General features: G+C 45.7%; 15 protein-coding genes and 3 tRNA genes. 12 read left to right on the top strand and 6 right to left on the bottom strand.

Features of this window, described 5'->3' with window-relative positions:
- Positions 1-2: 2 nt before the first annotated feature.
- From AQ981_RS08035 to AQ981_RS08025, 3 genes are all read right to left on the bottom strand, one after another.
- Positions 3-260 carry a YjhX family toxin gene (locus AQ981_RS08035; RefSeq protein WP_058911231.1) on the bottom strand — a complete coding sequence of 86 codons (258 nt, stop codon included), beginning with the start codon at positions 258-260 and terminating at the stop codon, positions 3-5.
- 361 nt (positions 261-621) lie between these two features.
- On the bottom strand, positions 622-1,179 hold the full coding sequence (locus tag AQ981_RS08030) for a nucleotidyltransferase family protein (protein ID WP_058911372.1): 558 nt from the start codon (positions 1,177-1,179) through the stop codon (positions 622-624).
- 256 nt (positions 1,180-1,435) lie between these two features.
- Positions 1,436-1,511 (bottom strand) — tRNA-Asn (locus AQ981_RS08025).
- A gap of 301 nt (positions 1,512-1,812) precedes the next feature.
- On the opposite strand from AQ981_RS08025, the gene nac reads away from it, so the two are divergent.
- The 11 genes from nac to AQ981_RS07980 all read left to right on the top strand — a co-directional run bounded on the left by nac (position 1,813) and on the right by AQ981_RS07980 (position 12,818).
- Positions 1,813-2,730 (top strand): nitrogen assimilation transcriptional regulator NAC, encoded by a 918-nt coding sequence (gene nac, locus AQ981_RS08020; RefSeq protein WP_058911230.1) that lies wholly within the window; start codon positions 1,813-1,815, stop codon positions 2,728-2,730.
- A 103-nt stretch (positions 2,731-2,833) separates the two neighbouring features.
- The gene (gene cbl, locus AQ981_RS08015; RefSeq protein WP_058911229.1) at positions 2,834-3,784 is read left to right on the top strand and encodes an HTH-type transcriptional regulator Cbl; all 951 of its coding nucleotides are present in this window, start codon (positions 2,834-2,836) and stop codon (positions 3,782-3,784) included.
- 439 nt (positions 3,785-4,223) lie between these two features.
- Entirely contained in the window at positions 4,224-5,222 is a 999-nt protein-coding gene (locus tag AQ981_RS27220) for a ComEC/Rec2 family competence protein (protein WP_071608835.1), read from the top strand.
- Between the two features lie 2 nt (positions 5,223-5,224).
- Entirely contained in the window at positions 5,225-6,349 is a 1,125-nt protein-coding gene (locus tag AQ981_RS08010) for a hypothetical protein (RefSeq protein ID WP_154675916.1), read from the top strand.
- Positions 6,339-6,773: a hypothetical protein gene (locus AQ981_RS27600; protein ID WP_125400859.1), complete on the top strand. Its 435-nt coding sequence runs from the start codon at positions 6,339-6,341 to the stop codon at positions 6,771-6,773. The genes AQ981_RS08010 and AQ981_RS27600 overlap by 11 nt, the downstream gene beginning before the upstream one ends.
- A 4-nt stretch (positions 6,774-6,777) precedes the next feature.
- Positions 6,778-8,820 (top strand): hypothetical protein, encoded by a 2,043-nt coding sequence (locus AQ981_RS08005; protein ID WP_154675915.1) that lies wholly within the window; start codon positions 6,778-6,780, stop codon positions 8,818-8,820.
- 643 nt (positions 8,821-9,463) lie between these two features.
- A complete protein-coding gene (locus tag AQ981_RS08000; RefSeq protein WP_058911226.1) occupies positions 9,464-9,943 on the top strand; it encodes a hypothetical protein in 480 nt (159 codons plus the stop codon).
- On the top strand, positions 9,940-10,146 hold the full coding sequence (locus AQ981_RS07995; RefSeq protein ID WP_058911225.1) for a helix-turn-helix domain-containing protein: 207 nt from the start codon (positions 9,940-9,942) through the stop codon (positions 10,144-10,146). The genes AQ981_RS08000 and AQ981_RS07995 overlap by 4 nt, the downstream gene beginning before the upstream one ends.
- A gap of 345 nt (positions 10,147-10,491) precedes the next feature.
- Positions 10,492-10,749, top strand: a complete 258-nt coding sequence (locus AQ981_RS07990) for an AbrB/MazE/SpoVT family DNA-binding domain-containing protein (protein ID WP_058911224.1) — start codon at positions 10,492-10,494, stop codon at positions 10,747-10,749.
- Entirely contained in the window at positions 10,750-11,082 is a 333-nt protein-coding gene (locus tag AQ981_RS07985) for a type II toxin-antitoxin system PemK/MazF family toxin (RefSeq protein ID WP_058911223.1), read from the top strand.
- Between the two features lie 851 nt (positions 11,083-11,933).
- Entirely contained in the window at positions 11,934-12,818 is an 885-nt protein-coding gene (locus AQ981_RS07980; protein ID WP_058911222.1) for an integrase domain-containing protein, read from the top strand.
- Positions 12,819-13,529: 711 nt separating this feature from the next.
- Here the strand turns inward: AQ981_RS07980 and AQ981_RS07975 are convergent.
- From AQ981_RS07975 to mtfA, 3 genes are all read right to left on the bottom strand, one after another.
- Positions 13,530-14,792 carry a tyrosine-type recombinase/integrase gene (locus AQ981_RS07975; protein ID WP_058911221.1) on the bottom strand — a complete coding sequence of 421 codons (1,263 nt, stop codon included), beginning with the start codon at positions 14,790-14,792 and terminating at the stop codon, positions 13,530-13,532.
- A 148-nt stretch (positions 14,793-14,940) separates the two neighbouring features.
- A tRNA-Asn gene (locus AQ981_RS07970) sits at positions 14,941-15,016 on the bottom strand.
- 100 nt (positions 15,017-15,116) lie between these two features.
- Positions 15,117-15,902 carry a DgsA anti-repressor MtfA gene (mtfA, locus tag AQ981_RS07965; RefSeq protein ID WP_058911220.1) on the bottom strand — a complete coding sequence of 262 codons (786 nt, stop codon included), beginning with the start codon at positions 15,900-15,902 and terminating at the stop codon, positions 15,117-15,119.
- Positions 15,903-15,997: 95 nt separating this feature from the next.
- Here mtfA and AQ981_RS07960 point away from each other — a divergent pair.
- Positions 15,998-16,087, top strand: a tRNA-Ser gene (locus AQ981_RS07960).
- The last annotated feature ends 12 nt before the right edge of the window (positions 16,088-16,099 follow it).

Genomic DNA, 16,099 nt, shown 5'->3' with positions numbered 1-16,099 from the left:
CCTTAACGGTTATCCGGCTGGGGGCGAACGTTGTTCAGCCCGGTGGTATTAATGCGGTAGGGCTGACCGTTGACGGACCTGATCAGCTTTTTGGTTTTAAGTTTTTTGAAGACGGCGAGGGTGCAGTCAGCGAGTAACAGTCCATCTCGGCTATAGCATTCAACGGACGTGACGCGGCCTGACGCATCACGGACGTGCACAATACGTCCACCTTTGGCGAGAACGTGTAAGGTACGTTGTTCCTGACGGGATAAATTCATACTGGAAAACCTGTTTAATCATCATGTGCAAAACGTGCAAATACACAGCGGTATTCGCATTCGATTTCAGCGCATTGATAACCAGTCCGGCCTGAAAAGGTCGGGGAGCTGATTATCAGATGATTACATTCTCCAGCATCAAAGCCTCGGGTTGAGTTGAGAGGTATTTACGGGTGAATGATAACACATGTTTTATATATAGGAATTATTAAACCTGAAAAGTGTGAGCCCGGAGGGCACCGACTCGCTGCGTGGTGATAAATACACCACACTGTCAGGCTGGCTCTCCGCCTGAAGCGGCTGACTATGTATCTGACGGTCGCTGATTGAGTGGCGTATTGCTATATCGATAGTTTGATTATCAGGGCGCGATGAGCTGCAACAGGGGATAGCGCTCTGGCCAGCGTTTTGTGGCTAAGCGTTGCCTGAAAACATCCAGTTTTTCATTCCTGAATTGAGGGGTGGGCCGGAGACGTAATTCAAACAAATCGTCAAGTCCATAAGGCGCAATAATCTCAATACGATCCGGGCCTCCTGCTCTGACTGCGACAGCCGTTGCTGTCTCAGGCCAATACCGTAGAGCATTCTCTGTGGAGCGGTATGGGTTATTACCGTTGCGTTGATGCATTCTGGCTTGATTCTTTACCGACCAGTTGAACGTTGCAGATTGTTGACGAAGCTGCTCTTCCAGGCCGCTATCGTGAGCAGGATGACAGCGTTGCGGATCACACCAGACAACATCCACATCACCCGCGACGGATCTGTGCCCATATCCGTGTAAGTGGTCCCAGACTGCATCGCGCACAAATCCGGCGCCGATCCAGCTATCGCTAAGTTTTAACGCCTGAACAGCGTAAAGAGCCTTCATCCTTAGCGGATCGTCTAACAATAGCCGCTGCAATGCCTTCTGATATTTCATCATTTCCCCGATAGACAGATCACAGGTTGGTATTTGCCTGAGTCGCAATTCGACCTGGCCGCTGGAACAGCGTCCGACTGAGCTGTGCAGGCTGCCTGAAGCAGCATACCAGAAAGAGTCCGGGGAGAAGGTTCGCGGCCGTCAGCGAAAGTGATGGCGGCAGGGGACGAGCGGCGTAGCTCAGGAGGATGATTCGCTCCCTACATCAAACCGACGAAAAGCAAAAAGCCTGCTCGCAGGCAGGCTTTTCTGAATCTGGCTCCTCTGACTGGACTCGAACCAGTGACATACGGATTAACAGTCCGCCGTTCTACCGACTGAACTACAGAGGAATTGTGTGAACGGGGCGCATAATAACGGCCCGTTGCGGGCTTGTCAAAGGGCTGGGCAGTGGCGGAAATTGATCGCTGACAAAATCAGCAAACTGTGCACTTTTTTAGTGCGTCTCCTCCGAATGGGGCATAAGAAAAACCTCGGCATTGGGGAGGTTCGACGCAACACAATATGTTTCACTTATCATTCAGTAAGTTAATTTAAGCGCCACTGGCAGGCTAATCCTGGCAAGTATATTGCAAATCCTGAAACTGACCATCAAATCTATATCCGGCACTGGCATTCCCTTCAGGAGGCAAAATGAATCTAAGAAGGCTGAAGTATTTCGTTAAAATTGTTGATATTGGCAGCCTTACCCAGGCCGCTGAAGTATTGCACATTGCCCAACCCGCCCTCAGCCAACAGGTGGCGACCCTTGAAGGGGAAATGAACCAGTTGCTGTTGATCCGCAGTAAACGCGGCGTAACCCCAACCGAGGCCGGGAAAATACTTTATACCCATGCCAGAACTATTTTACGCCAGTGCGAACAGGCGCAGATGGCGGTAAACAATGTCGGGCAAACCCTGCGTGGTCAAGTTTCCATCGGCCTGGCGCCGGGGACTGCGGCGGCATCGATTACCATACCGCTGTTGCAGGCCGTGCGGGCGGAACTTCCCGATATTCAGGTGTATCTGCACGAAAACAGCGGGACGCTGCTGAATGAGCGCCTGATTAGCGGTCAATTGGATATGGCGGTGCTTTACGATCGTTCGCCTGGCGCCGGTATTATCAGCCAGCCGCTGTTCAAAGAAGATCTCTTTCTGGTCGGCACCGGCGATTACCCGGGGCAAAGCGTGGAACTGGCTCAGGTGGCGCAAATGCAGCTTTACCTGCCTCAGGACTATAGCGCGGTGCGCAAACGCATTGACGAGGCGTTCACCCTGCGCCGTCTGTCAGCCAATATTATCGGTGAAATTGAGTCGGCTTCTATGCTGGCGGCGGCGATCGCCAGCGGCATGGGGGCCACTGTGCTGCCGGAGTCCGCGGCGCGCGCGCTGGTAAACCAGACCGCGGGATGGATAGCAAAGATTACCGCGCCGGGGTTGACTCTGCCGCTGTCGCTGAACCAGTGCGCCTGTCGTTCGCTGACGCCGCAGGCTCAGGCGGTCAGGGAGTTGTTGATGACTCTGGCGACCAGTCCGGTCCCCGAGCGCCGGGAACTGATGCTGGCCAGCTAATGACTTATTCCGTAATGCTATAAATTGCATATTTTTATTATTTGTGGCGCCCGGGCTGAGACTTTATCAATAGAGATATGTCAGACAGGCCTGTGGGGACACTGTGAATTTCCAGCAATTAAAAATTATCCGGGAGGCGGCCCGGCGAGATTACAATCTGACCGAGGTCGCCAGCATGCTTTTTACCTCTCAATCCGGCGTCAGCCGCCATATCCGCGAGCTGGAAGACGAATTGGGTATCGAAATCTTTGTCCGCCGTGGTAAACGCCTGTTAGGCATGACCGAGCCCGGGAAGGCGCTACTGGCGATCGCCGAGCGGATTCTCAACGAGGCCAGTAATGTCCGGCGGTTGGCGGATTTGTTTGCCAATGATGCCTCCGGCGTTTTGACGATTGCTACTACCCACACTCAGGCGCGCTATAGCCTGCCGCCGGTGATAAAATCTTTCCGCGAATTGTTTCCCGAGGTGCGGGTGGAGCTGATTCAGGGGACGCCGCAGGAGATTGAGGCTCTGCTGCAAAGCGGGGAAGCTGATATCGGTATCGCCAGTGAGCGGCTGAGTAATGACCCGCAACTGGTTGCCTATCCGTGGTTTCGCTGGTTCCATAGTCTGCTGGTGCCGGAAGGGCATCCGCTGGTACAGGCTGTGCCGCTGACGCTGGACGATATCAGCCGCTGGCCGCTGATTACCTATCGCCAGGGGATTACTGGCCGTTCGCGCATTGACGAAGCCTTTTCCCGTCGCGGCCTGCTTCCCGATGTGGTGCTCAGCGCCCAGGACTCGGATGTGATTAAAACTTATGTCGCGCTGGGGCTGGGGATTGGTCTGGTGGCTGAACAGGCCAGCGACGAGCTGGACGATCGGCGCCTGATTCGCCTCGATGCCCGGCATTTATTCGATGCCAATACTGTCTGGTTGGGGATTAAGCGTGGCCAACTGCAGCGAAATTATGTCTGGCGGTTTATCGAACTGTGTAACAGCGCGCTGTCAGTGGAGGATATCAAACGCCAGGCGATGGAGAGCGCAGAAGCGGCGATTGATTACCAGATTTGATGAGCGGCGGGTGAATCCGGGAGGGCGCACCCGCGCTACAAAACAAAAAAGCAGACGTGATGAAACGTCTGCTCTCTTAAATTTGGCTCCTCTGACTGGGATCGCCTTAGCCATTAACTGGCTGATAGGTAAGCTAAACCTAAAAGTTGTGGTTGTCAAGACCACCAGAATGACCACCTTTTATTGAATGCTTACTACGGCATAGCTGCAATTTTTTGCGTTGAAATATACTTATGTAGTTCGGGCTTTCCCCAAAGCCTTTAGCCTTCAATATCAAAGAGAAGCCCATTTCCTATAGCTATTAACTTTTTATGTATATAAATACAGTGTTTATTTGTACATGGTGTAAATATGAATACTTGATGCTAGGATGCTTATGGGAAACTCTAGTGTAATCAATGTGTAGCTATTGATATAAATCTCTTCAAGGAAGATTGATATGCGAGTTTTAGTCCTCAAGGCTGGAAAAGGTGATTCGCTGCTTTTATCATGGAAAAAGCATCATATGCTCATTGATAGTGGAACCCCTGCTACCTTAAGGAAAGATCGAAATCCTTTATTACCTCCTATAAAAGAAATTGACTTTTTCGTTCTTACTCATATTGATTATGATCATATAGGTGGTTTTCTGCATATATTTAGCCATTCAGAAATAAAATCATTTCATCCTGACTTGAAGTTTTTTGTTAATACTCCAGAATTAATAAGATATAAAAATGATGACAAGGTAGGTTATCATCATGGAAATTTGTTAAGTGAAAGTGTTAAAAAATTAAGAATAAATATACAAAATATGAATTCTGGTGATTATTTTAATGTTGATGGGGCAAGTTTTTTTGCTCTGTCACCTGATAATGAACATCTTAAAATTTTAGCTGAAAAATGGAATGAGTTTCATAATGGACGATGCCAGCATCATATTGTTAATGACAAAGTCTCAGCAAGAAAAAAGAGGTTTTCTGTAACGTCTGATATCATGGTGGAAGAATTTGATAATAATCCATGTAAGGATATTATAAATACAAGTTCAATAGCTTTGCTAGCTGAATATAATGATAAGAGGATTTTGTTATTAGGGGATTCACACCCTAGTGTTATATCAAAATCGTTAAGAAAAATATTGTTTACACGTAAAATCCAAGTTCTAGATGTTGATTTGATAAAAATATCTCACCATGGCAGCAGGCATAATACGACTGTTGAATTTCTTAATCTTATATCATGCAATAGATTCATCATATCAACAGATGGTAGTAGACCATATAGTCATCCTGACTCAGAAGTTCTGTCAAAAATAATAATTAGTGTCAGATCAAAAGGGTTTACAGAGGTTTATTTCTATTTTAACTATGAACATCCGTCATCTTTTGATGTTGTTAATGAAGATGAGTTGGGTATAAAAATTCATAGAATAATATCTACCGAGGTGTTCATATGATAATGTCACAGGTTAATAAAATAAAAGATGTCATGGCGTTTGTTTTCGTTGATGATGAATTCAAAGGTTGTGCAGTGATTTTTAAAAATGAGAATTATATATTGGTAGTCACTGCATATCATGTAATTAGTACAGCTGTCTCTCATATGGATAATTATTTTCATAGAATTAAAATAAAAAATGAACGTGGTTCTATTTATTCAGTTTCTGACTGCAAGTTTTGTGCTGAAAAAGATATTGCAATACTCTATCTAATTGGTAATATTAATGAACTAAATACTATTGTGTTTTTTTCAGGGACTTTGAAACCAGAAACGAACTTAATTTCTAAAGTTAAATCAATAACTATGTCTATGCCTGCGATTCTATATTCTCAAGAGCAAGTAGAACAACATGATGATTCGTGTTTTATCATTAATGTGAGTAAGGATATATTAGGCGATTCATCAGGAAATTGGGGAGCAAATGCAATGGAAGGCATTTCTGGTGCTGGAGTTTTTCTTAAGACACATCAGTATTTAATCCTAACCGGTATTATAACATCAATTCCTGATGAAGGAATGTTGGCAAAAGTAGTGTGTAGTAATGCTAATGGTTTTTTAAGTTTAGAGTCTTCATTAAAAGCTTATAATGATAGTGAATATAATTATGGTCGTGATGTAATAATAGATTCTGTAAATATAATGAGAAAAGAAATTTTAGACTCTACTATTGATGAGTGGGAAAATGACTCAAAAAATATTGAGTATGCTAATAATATCAATAGAAAGTTGAGTGTTTTGCATAATAAAAACAAATTAGATGTTGTAAAAGGGAAAGTAATTAGAGGTCTTATGATTGGTGATTATTTATATGGCGAAAGAATGAGGGTTACACCTGAATTCGAAAAAGGATATTCATATGCTCATTCGGCTTTTTGTGATAAAGATATGACCTTTTATGCTACCAGTAGAGTTGAGGCCAATAACCGATATCATAAAATAAGTGATGATTATTTCACTACATTGGCAGGAGCCCTGCGTCCTGTAGGGTTATCTGATGATGATATTCATATGCTTTGTAACAGAGACATTGCTTTTTGGCTTGCCAATTGTGATTTAGATTTTATGGATGAAAATGATGATTGAAATAAAACTAAAAAATAAAAGAGTTTTGGCTAGTAGCTTTAATACAAATGAGATCTATTCGGCAATTATAATGTTCATCATATACCATGCTGTGAGAGGTAGATGTAAATCAGTTAGAATTAATTATATCAATTTTTCCTTTGATTGTGTCATGAATAATACAGTCCTAACAGATCATGAATATGTATCTACATGGAATATCAATCCTTTATTAAAACCGTTATTAGTCATGTTATGCTCTTATGGACTTCTTTCATTCCAAAGGAAATCTACTGGATTAGAATTTCATATGACGGAAAATGGTAATAGTTACGTCGAAGAGATGATAAATGAAGGTTTATTTTCAGAAATAAATATATCTGCTCAAAGATTGGCGCATTCGTTAACTTTGAAAAAATTAGATAATCAAAAACTAATTTGGTGAGATCATGGAAATAAAGCAAATAAAGGTTCTTATAGATGTAAAGTATCATGCTACAAGGTTCGGTTTTTGTTACGGTTTTAGCAGTGGTTTGAATATTATAACAGGGCAAAATTCAAGTGGGAAGTCAACGATAGTCTCATGTATTTATTATTGTTTAGGAATGGAACAGTTACTAGGGGGAAATAGGAGTTTAGTTCTTGACAAGAGTTTGTTTGAAGAATTTGAATACGATAATAACACTCTTCAGGTTACAAATTCTTATGCAGAGTTGATTATAAAAAATGGAATTCGTGAAGCAACATTAAAGAGATATATAAAAAGTTTTAACAATGAAAGCTGTAATAAAATTATAGTGATAGAAAATGGTAGTACATCCTCGTATTACTTACATTCTGGAGGGGATCATGATAGACCTGAAGGCTTTTATAATTGGTTAACCTTATTTTTAGGTATTAAATTACCAATCGTTCATGAGGATGCTTTAGACCAAGGTAAAAGTTTATACCTACAGAATGTATTTCCTTGTGCTCTTATTGAACAAACAAAGGGATGGTCTGATTTTTTTGCACAGATGCCAAACTTTGGAATTAAAGATGCAAAACAAAAACTTGTTGAGTTCTTGTTGCAACTAGAAAGCCTAGATAATGAAATAAGAAATGATATTTTACTACAGCGTGAAAAAAATATAAAAGATGAATGGGGTATGAGATATACAAAAATTAGCGAGCGAGCAACTTCGCAAGGATTTTCTTTGAGAGGTATTTATCCTGATTTAATAAAGAATGATCTAAAAGGAGTCTCATTATCATCATTAAGCGTCATTTCTGAAGAAAAAAGAGATTGGATTGATCTAAAAGATTACATATCAAATTTAATTGGTGAACGCTCTAATGTTCTTAAGAAAATAAAAAGTGAAGAGAGTTCTAACACTCCAGATAATATTAAAAAATCTCAGTTAAAGTTACAGTCAGAAATCACATTATTGAATAGACAGTTGAGAACTATAACTAATGAAAAAATAAAGGAACAGAGAAAAATAGATGGCTACTTTGAGGAAACTAAAAAGATTGATATTGAGATTGAAAGGTTAGATAGTGCTATAAAGTTGGATAGTTTTATGCCTGATGCTGAAGATCTCATTCTATGCCCTGTATGTGATCATGAGTTAGATGTTGAATCAAGACTGAAAATTGATAGTTCCAAGGTTAGTTTAAAGGATTCGATAAGCTTTCTTAAAAGTCAACGAAACTTATATGATATTTATATAAGAAAATATAAGGAATTGGATTCTAACTTTAATGACGTGAGCTCTTTTTTGTCAAAAGAAATTTTTCTTAAGAAAGAAGAGATTAAAAACCTAAGAAAAGACATATCATCATCTCAAGATAAAAATATCAGGACCCTTATATTTAACGAAATAACTATAGGTCAAAAAATAAACGATTGCAACAGGCTTTTAGATGATTTCAGTAGAATAAAAAAGGAACTCAAAGATATATTGGTGGAATTGTCAGAAATTAAAGATGAAAAAAAATCCTTAAAAGTTTCTGACGAGCGAGATAATGTAAAAATATCTAATTTTATTGGTGGATTTAAACAGTTATTAAGTAAGGAACATTTCTTTTACACAAGCAACGATATAAATCATATAACTATACAGAATAAACCTCCATCAAGACTGCTTCCAGTTGTTATTATTCGAGGGAATGTTCAACCTATTAGACTTAGTTCGTCTGCAAGCGATTTTATCCGTGCTCAATGGGCTTTTTATCTGACATTACTAGAATCATCTAAAAATCATCCAGGGTTCTTGGTTATGGATGAACCAGGACAACATGCTATGAATGTTGAGAGTATGTCTGCCTTACTGAAATATGCGTCTTTAACAGAAAAACAGATTATTATGTGTATATCAAAAGATACACGGCATAAAACTGAAACTGCTAACTTGAGCAAAGTACTAGGCAACTTAGGTGGTAAGTATAAATACACTTTAATAGATATAGACCCTGATGGTAAGAAGTGTGTTCGTGCTTCTTCTAAATAATAAATTGTAAGGCATGTTATTTTAATATAATGTGCCTTTTAATTTTGTAAGTTGTGCCAAAGATATGGCATTTAGAATGTTTATATTACTCATTATTTACGAAGGGTTAGTAATGGATATATGATTTTTTGACAGATCTTCAATAATAATTATTGAGCTTGTAGACAATAAGTAACGCGAACAAATCCCACTATATCCAAGCTTCTCTCTCCGCTTTTAAACTTAGCAACGAATTATTGTAGGCGATCCAACTTATGAGGACGGTTTTCTGGAGTGATACCTTTCACAATATGGGCTTCAGGACGTGTCAGAATTTATATAAATGACGAGTTAATGAGATTTCGATTGTATGAATATCGATCCATCTTCCATAACCCCCTCTTGCCGTCAGCCCCTAATCGTTGGTATCCTAGTAAACGAGGACTCAAAACCTCTTTCACGCGGCCAAAACCAACCCCGTCAGTGTTGGCTTTTTTGTACCCTCCGTTCGTAAGAACGGAGGGAGTATGCTGCCCGAACAAAGTCGGGAGGGCGACTAATACAACACCCTTCGGGGAAATAAGTCCGCGGTTTCGTGAAGCCGTTTTGAGCCTCCCGGCACCACTTTATGTGGCCATCTCAAAAAAATGTCACGGAGGCATTTATGCCAGATTTCACTCTATCTTTCATTAAGTCACCCAGAGAGTTACTTTCCGTTCCCTTCAGCGCTGCCACAGATTTTACCGTACTGGCCGATCACTGTGAAAACTTCGCCGAAACCCTGATCGAAAGCGACGATCCGGTGCTGAGGCTGGCGCTTTGCGGGCGGCTTGCCGCCTGTCTGACTCTACTGCAACCCACTCTGAACGACCCCATCCCGTCCCATCTGACTGACAGCCTGACCGTTGATGCTCTACCTGCCGATATGCCCAGATTTGTCCCCGACGCTGAATTACTTTGTGATTACTCACTGACGCTGGCGCAACTTCTTATCGGGCAGGGGATGCAGCCAAAAGTGGAGCAGACGATAACAGGCTTATTATGTGAACTGGTCTGGTATTTTGCCGCCGAAATGAAGGCCCCGCGTTGGCTGCGTACTGCCGGTGGCGTGAAGTTTATCGACGGTGTGGAGGCCAAAGCATGATGCAGTCTGACTGGCATCCTGCCGACATTATCGCCAGGCTGAAAAAACGTGGCACTTCGCTGTCAGCGCTTTTGCGTCAGGCTGGGCTGGCGTCCTCCACGCTGGCTAATGCGCTTACCCGCCGCTGGCCCAAAGGTGAAAGATTGATTGCTGAAGCGTTAGATGTTGCGCCTGAAAAAATCTGGCCTTCGCGCTATCGCTGAGTCCCTACGGCGCAGCTCTGATACGGAAACTGCGCCGCATTTCGTTTATCTGATTTGTCATAATCCTTTGAACCGCAAAAACAGTTTTTATTATCGGCCTTCTTACCACGAACTAAGCTCCCGTCTGCACGAAATGCTTCATGACCTGAAAGAAGCGTCTGATGTATCAGCATGGTCGCCGTTTTACCGGCAATGCCGCCTTTGAAAACTGCCGGATCTGTCCTTCGATGGATTAAGGCTTTCTTCACGCTTTATTACGCTAAGGAAATCACAATGAATCTGATGAATAATTGTGCATCGCCTGCCGTTGATGTTATATTAAAATATAATATTCGGAGGTGCTCTATGTATACAACTCGCCTGAAAAAGGTCGGCGGATCCATCATGCTGGCGGTTCCTCCCGCCGTGCTGAAAACGCTGGAGCTGTCGACGGACAGCGAAGTGGGTATGACCATTGATAATGGCTGCCTGATTATTGAACCCCAGAAACGGCCCCGCTATTCGCTTGAGGAGCTGCTGGCGCAGTGCGATCCGCACGCCGAAATGAGTGAAGAGGATCGGGGATGGATTGATGCGCCTGCGGTGGGCAAGGAGATCCTGTAAATGGACAGAGGGGAAATCTGGCTCGTTTCACTGGATCCGATTGCCGGCCACGAGCAAAGCGGAAAACGTCCGGTGCTTATCGTATCGAAGGCAGCGTTTAACAAGCTGACCCGCCTACCCGTTGTTGTTCCCGTCACCAGCGGTGGAAACTTCGCCCGCGCAGCCGGGTTTACCGTCTCACTGGAGGGGGCGGGAACCAAAACAACGGGTGTGATCCGCTGCGACCAGCCCAGAACCATTGATATGGGCGCCCGAAATGGTAAGCGACTGGAACGTATACCCGACGCTGTCGTGAATGAAGTGCTGGCCCGACTGGAAGCTATTCTGAGCTGATGCTTTTTATGTAACCTGAACGAGGGCGCTGTCACGTATAGCGCCCTCATTTTTTATAACGACAAGTGATTAAAAAATCCTGTTGCAGGTAAAAACAGTTTCTTCTTTCCGCGCCAGCGGCACTGGCATAGTCTCCCCCTCGCCCTATGCTGTCGTTGACAGCGCCCAACGCTTCACAACCTGAAAGAAGTGCCTGTTATCAGGACGGTTGGTCCGTTTACCGGTGCAGACCTCTGCAAACACCGGGTCGCAGATTATCGCGGCGGAGGCCCAAGTTTTGACACGATACGTCCTTTTACTGCGCCAGCCTGCTGGTCTGAATTTGCACCGCGCCGGAATTCTCCTGGCTAACCTGTATCTGCTGACACACTCAGCGCCTTTTACCTTACGGGCTGCGGCCTGCATTTGCCGCAAGGCATTTGCTGCCGCGTGACCGTAAAACTGCACTAACGATAAATTTTAAGATGCTGCACCAGACCCGTGCGTCACTTTAACCGCGTAAAGCGGGAAAGTGACGCACGCAAGCCCTTTCGACCTGCACCAGAAAACTCAACTGCGCCAGCTCACGGCTGGATTCTGACACCGCCTTTTCAGGCCATTTACCCATAAGGAGAACATGAACCGATACCGAGGCGGATCTGGACGATCCGGGGGATGACCCGCGCAAGCGGGCGGCTGCTCTGAGAGCACAACCGAAGCCCCACCACACCTCAACAGCTGCCGCCCCGGCGCTCAGGTATCGTTCGCAGCCCCGACAAAAAAACAGGGGCTATCGGCCTGTGCGCCGGGGAGAGCTGTATCAGTGTTGGTTTTTTGGAGATGAGTTTGCGGCAATCATGAAAGGGGAATGCATGGGAATACTGGAGCAGGAAATGAAGCGGCTGGCGCAGCAGGCGGGAGGCAGCCATAAAACCGTTCACGACCGCATTAAGCTGGCGCAGCGGTTTTGTGAACGTCTGGTACTGGCGCAGAATGTGCAGATCCGCCGGGTGGAGCAGCTTAAGGCGCGGCATATTGAGGGCTATGTCCGTGAACGGCTGGCGCAGGGTATCACAAAGCGTTCCCTGCAAAATGAGATGGCGGCGGTGCGCTGCATTCTGAAACAGGCCGGGCGTGACAGGCTGGCGCAGAGTGAGCGGCTGAATAACCGCTCGCTGGGCCTGTCTGGCGTATCCCGTAACGGTACGAAGCAGGCCATCACGCCGGAGCATTACCGCCATGTGCTGGAAACCGCCCGTGTAAAAGATCCGGGGATGGCGGCAGCACTGGAACTTTCAAGGCTGATGGGCCTGCGTTCGCAGGAGGCGGTACAAAGTGCGCAGTCATTAAGAACGTGGAAGCAATCGCTGGAACGCGGTGAGTTCCGGTTAACCGTGGTGTTCGGCACTAAAGGCGGACGGCCCCGCGAGACGATTATTCTTGATGCTGGCGTAGTTAAAAAAGTGCTGGATAATGCGCTGGCGGTGGCAGAAGATCGTCACGGCAGGCTGATAGATAAGCCGGATCTGAAAACCGCGATGAAATACTGGCACAGTCAGGCGGCACGTCTCGGCTTAACGGGCGCGTATTCCCCGCACTCGTTGCGCTATGCCTGGGCACAGGATGCGATCCGTCATTATCTGGCGCAGGGATTTTGTGAGAAGGAAGCGCTGGCAATGACGGCGATGGATTTGGGGCACGGCGACGGGCGCGGGCGGTATGTGGCGCAGGTTTACGGAAGAAAGGATACTGATTGATAGCCGTTGCTTTGAAAAGATCGAGTTATCCATCGGTTTTCGGGCAAAATTATTTGCCCCAAATAATTTTGGATGGTTTCCTATTAATTTCGCGTTATTCATCGGTTTTCGTACAAAAAATTTTGGGGCCAAAATTTTTTGTATACTTTCCTATCAATACTGATAAAAACAATAATCATCGACTATTAAATTCATGGTTATTCATTATAAATCAATGAATTATTTTTGGATGATCGATTTTTGATAGCCATCACATTATAAAATACCCTTTATTCATCGTTATCCACCGAAGAAATTTCTACGTAGAAATTTTTTGTACGGTTTCCTCTCAATAACGATGCTTCTGAACGGTATGACCTATTGGCAGGCTTCTGGTGCAGCTTGACGATTTTTCTGGCGATTGCGCCAGCAAAGGAAAAAGGCCGGAAAGGGTAAAGGGCGGCTAAGGGTAACAGCGCCAGACCGGAAAAGGCCAAAGGGCTGAAAGGGCCGTAACACTGGCGCAGTTTGATGTTTATTCGATAAGATCTGGCGCAGTCCTGACACAAACAGGCGACGGCAGACTGGCGCAGGTAAGCGGTGGTACTGAACTGGTGCAGTTATGGCGTTTCTGGTGCAGATTGTCTGGCAGCGATTGCCTAATGTAAAAAGCAGATCCGGATTCAATCAGGATCTGCTTTTTCATTTTTAACAAATTATATAGCCACTGTCTCAGGCCGCCTTATGCCGCCGCGCATAAATATACGGCGCAACGTACCCCTCGCGACTTACATCCAGATAATCCGACCACCACTGCATCATGGCTGTACGGGCGTCGAGATGTTCAGCCCGGTGGATATACGCCGCCCGAACGCTGTTGCGCTCCTGATGACTCATCTGCCGCTCCACGGTATCCCGTGACCAGAGTTCAGTTTCCACTAATGCGCTACACGCCATTGTCCGGAATCCATGCCCACAGACATCAGTTTTGGTATCATAGCCCATAAGACGCAACGCCCGGTTGACAGTGTTTTCGCTCATCGGCTTATACGGGTTATGGTCGCCGGGGAACACCAGTTCCAGATGGCCGGAGATTTCCTTTATCTGCTTCAGAATGGCGATAGCCTGACGAGAAAGCGGCACTATATGTGGAGTACGCATTTTTGCGCCACGGCCAGAGAAACGGACTTTCTCAATCGCTTCCCTTGTGGCGGGGATGGTCCAGATTTTGTTTCTGAAATCTATCTCACCCCAGCGGGCAAAGCGCAGCTCGCTGGAACGGATAAACAGGTGGAGAGTCAACACCACCGCCAGCCTCGTAAGCTGCCGTCCCTGCTGATAGTCGCCAATGCGCTCAAACAATTCGGGCAACCGCTCCAGCGGCAGGGCGGGATAGTGATTTTTAACCGGCGGCGCAGTGACGCCTTCCAGATGCTGTGCCGGGTTGTTTTCGGTGAATCCCTGCTGTACGGCGTAACGCATGATGTTGCAGAGTTGCTGCCGGGTTCGGGACGCGACTTCCAGAAAACCTTTATCCTCAATAACCCGCAGTAACGCAGTGAAATTCTGCGTTTTCAGCGTAGTGACAGGCAGATGACCAATCGCCGGAAAGATATGATTTTCCATGCTGGCGAGGATACGCGCGGCATAATCAGGCGACCATTTTTTGTTGGTTTTGTGCCATGCAAGCGCCACGGCTTTAAAATACTTTTCCGGTGACGCTGCGGCTTTATCAGACATGCGCTGGTGGGCGGGGTTAATATTCTGCGTCAGTAGCTTACGGATATCGTCACGTCGTTGTCTTGCTTCAGCAAGTGAAACCAGAGGATATGCGCCCAGACTGACGCGGGACTCTTTACCACTGAAGCGATACTTGAGATACCAGATACGCGAACCGCCCGGATTGACCAGCAGATACAGACCGTGCGAATCAGACAGTTTTATGGGTTTTGAAGAGGGTTTTAAGTTACGGATTTTTGAATCGTTTAAAGACATTTGGGGGTCACTCCAGAATCGAACCAACCTGACCCCAAATTAACCGGATGCGGAGGGAAAACTGAATACACATCTGGAAAGATTTTCACGCTAACTTATTGAATCAATATCAAATAAGGACTAATAAGATAGCGTAAGAATCGGAATTTGGCTCCTCTGACTGGACTCGAACCAGTGACATACGGATTAACAGTCCGCCGTTCTACCGACTGAACTACAGAGGAATCGCTTGAATGCCCGGCATAATAATCGGGCCGTTACTGACTGTCAACTCGAAATCTAACATATTGATTCAGTTGACTGAATATCCATCATTCGCAGTGATTAATGTAGCGTTTCGCTCCCCGGACTCTGATCGGTAAGCCGCTGTAACGGGTCCTGCTGGTAAAAATGACAGAACCGTTGCCACAGTGAAGGGAAACGGGGCGCGAACAACTCCGGCGCGCTAAAGAAATACTCGGAAAGCACCGCGAAGCACTCGGCTGGATCGGTGGCAGCATAGGCATCAATACTGGCTGTACTCTCTCCGACCAGATCAATCTCATCCTGAATATTTTCCATCGCGGCATGGAGATCGTGCTCCCAGCCGGCAACTTCGCGCAGTGGAATAAATGGAATGCCGCTGGCGCGATCGCCGTTACGCATGTCCAGCTTATGGGCTACCTCATGGATAATCAGATTGAATCCGGAGGCGTCGAATGAGTCCTGAATGTCCAGCCAGTTGAGAATAATCGGCCCCTGTTGCCAGCTTTGCCCGGACTGCACCACTCGCTGATTATGTACCAGACCGATATCATCTTCCCATTCGTCGTCCACCACAAAGGGAGTGGGGTAGATCATGACTTCATGGAAGCCGTCCAGCCACTCAAATCCCAGTTCCAGCACCGGAAGGCAAAAGAGCAGGGCGATACGGGCAGACTTCAGTTCATCCAGTTCAAAGCCCTGCAGAGGGACCAGACGCTTCTGTTGCAGAAATTTCCCGGCCATACGAATCAGTCGTTCTTGTTCGCCGCTATTCAGCGAAGCAAGAATTGGCATCGCCAGCGCCTGATCCCAGGGATAAGGTGCTGCGTCGGCAATATCATTCGTTTTCCAGGGCCACTTAATCATTTTCAGCTGCTCGTAAAGTCGTCACTTGAACGAAATTGATGAACTCAGGTCTGTTAAAATGCCAAATTCCCTGGCATGATGGCAACCATCAGCACGGAGAGATGCCGGAGTGGCTGAACGGACCGGTCTCGAAAACCGGAGTGGGGGCAACTCCACCGGGGGTTCAAATCCCCCTCTCTCCGCCAGTATTCAAACAC

The sequence above is a fragment of the Entomohabitans teleogrylli genome, from assembly GCF_001484765.1.
Taxonomy (GTDB): domain Bacteria; phylum Pseudomonadota; class Gammaproteobacteria; order Enterobacterales; family Enterobacteriaceae; genus Entomohabitans; species Entomohabitans teleogrylli.
Note: the sequence above shows the minus strand (reverse complement) of the source record. Positions and strands in the feature narration are given on the sequence as shown.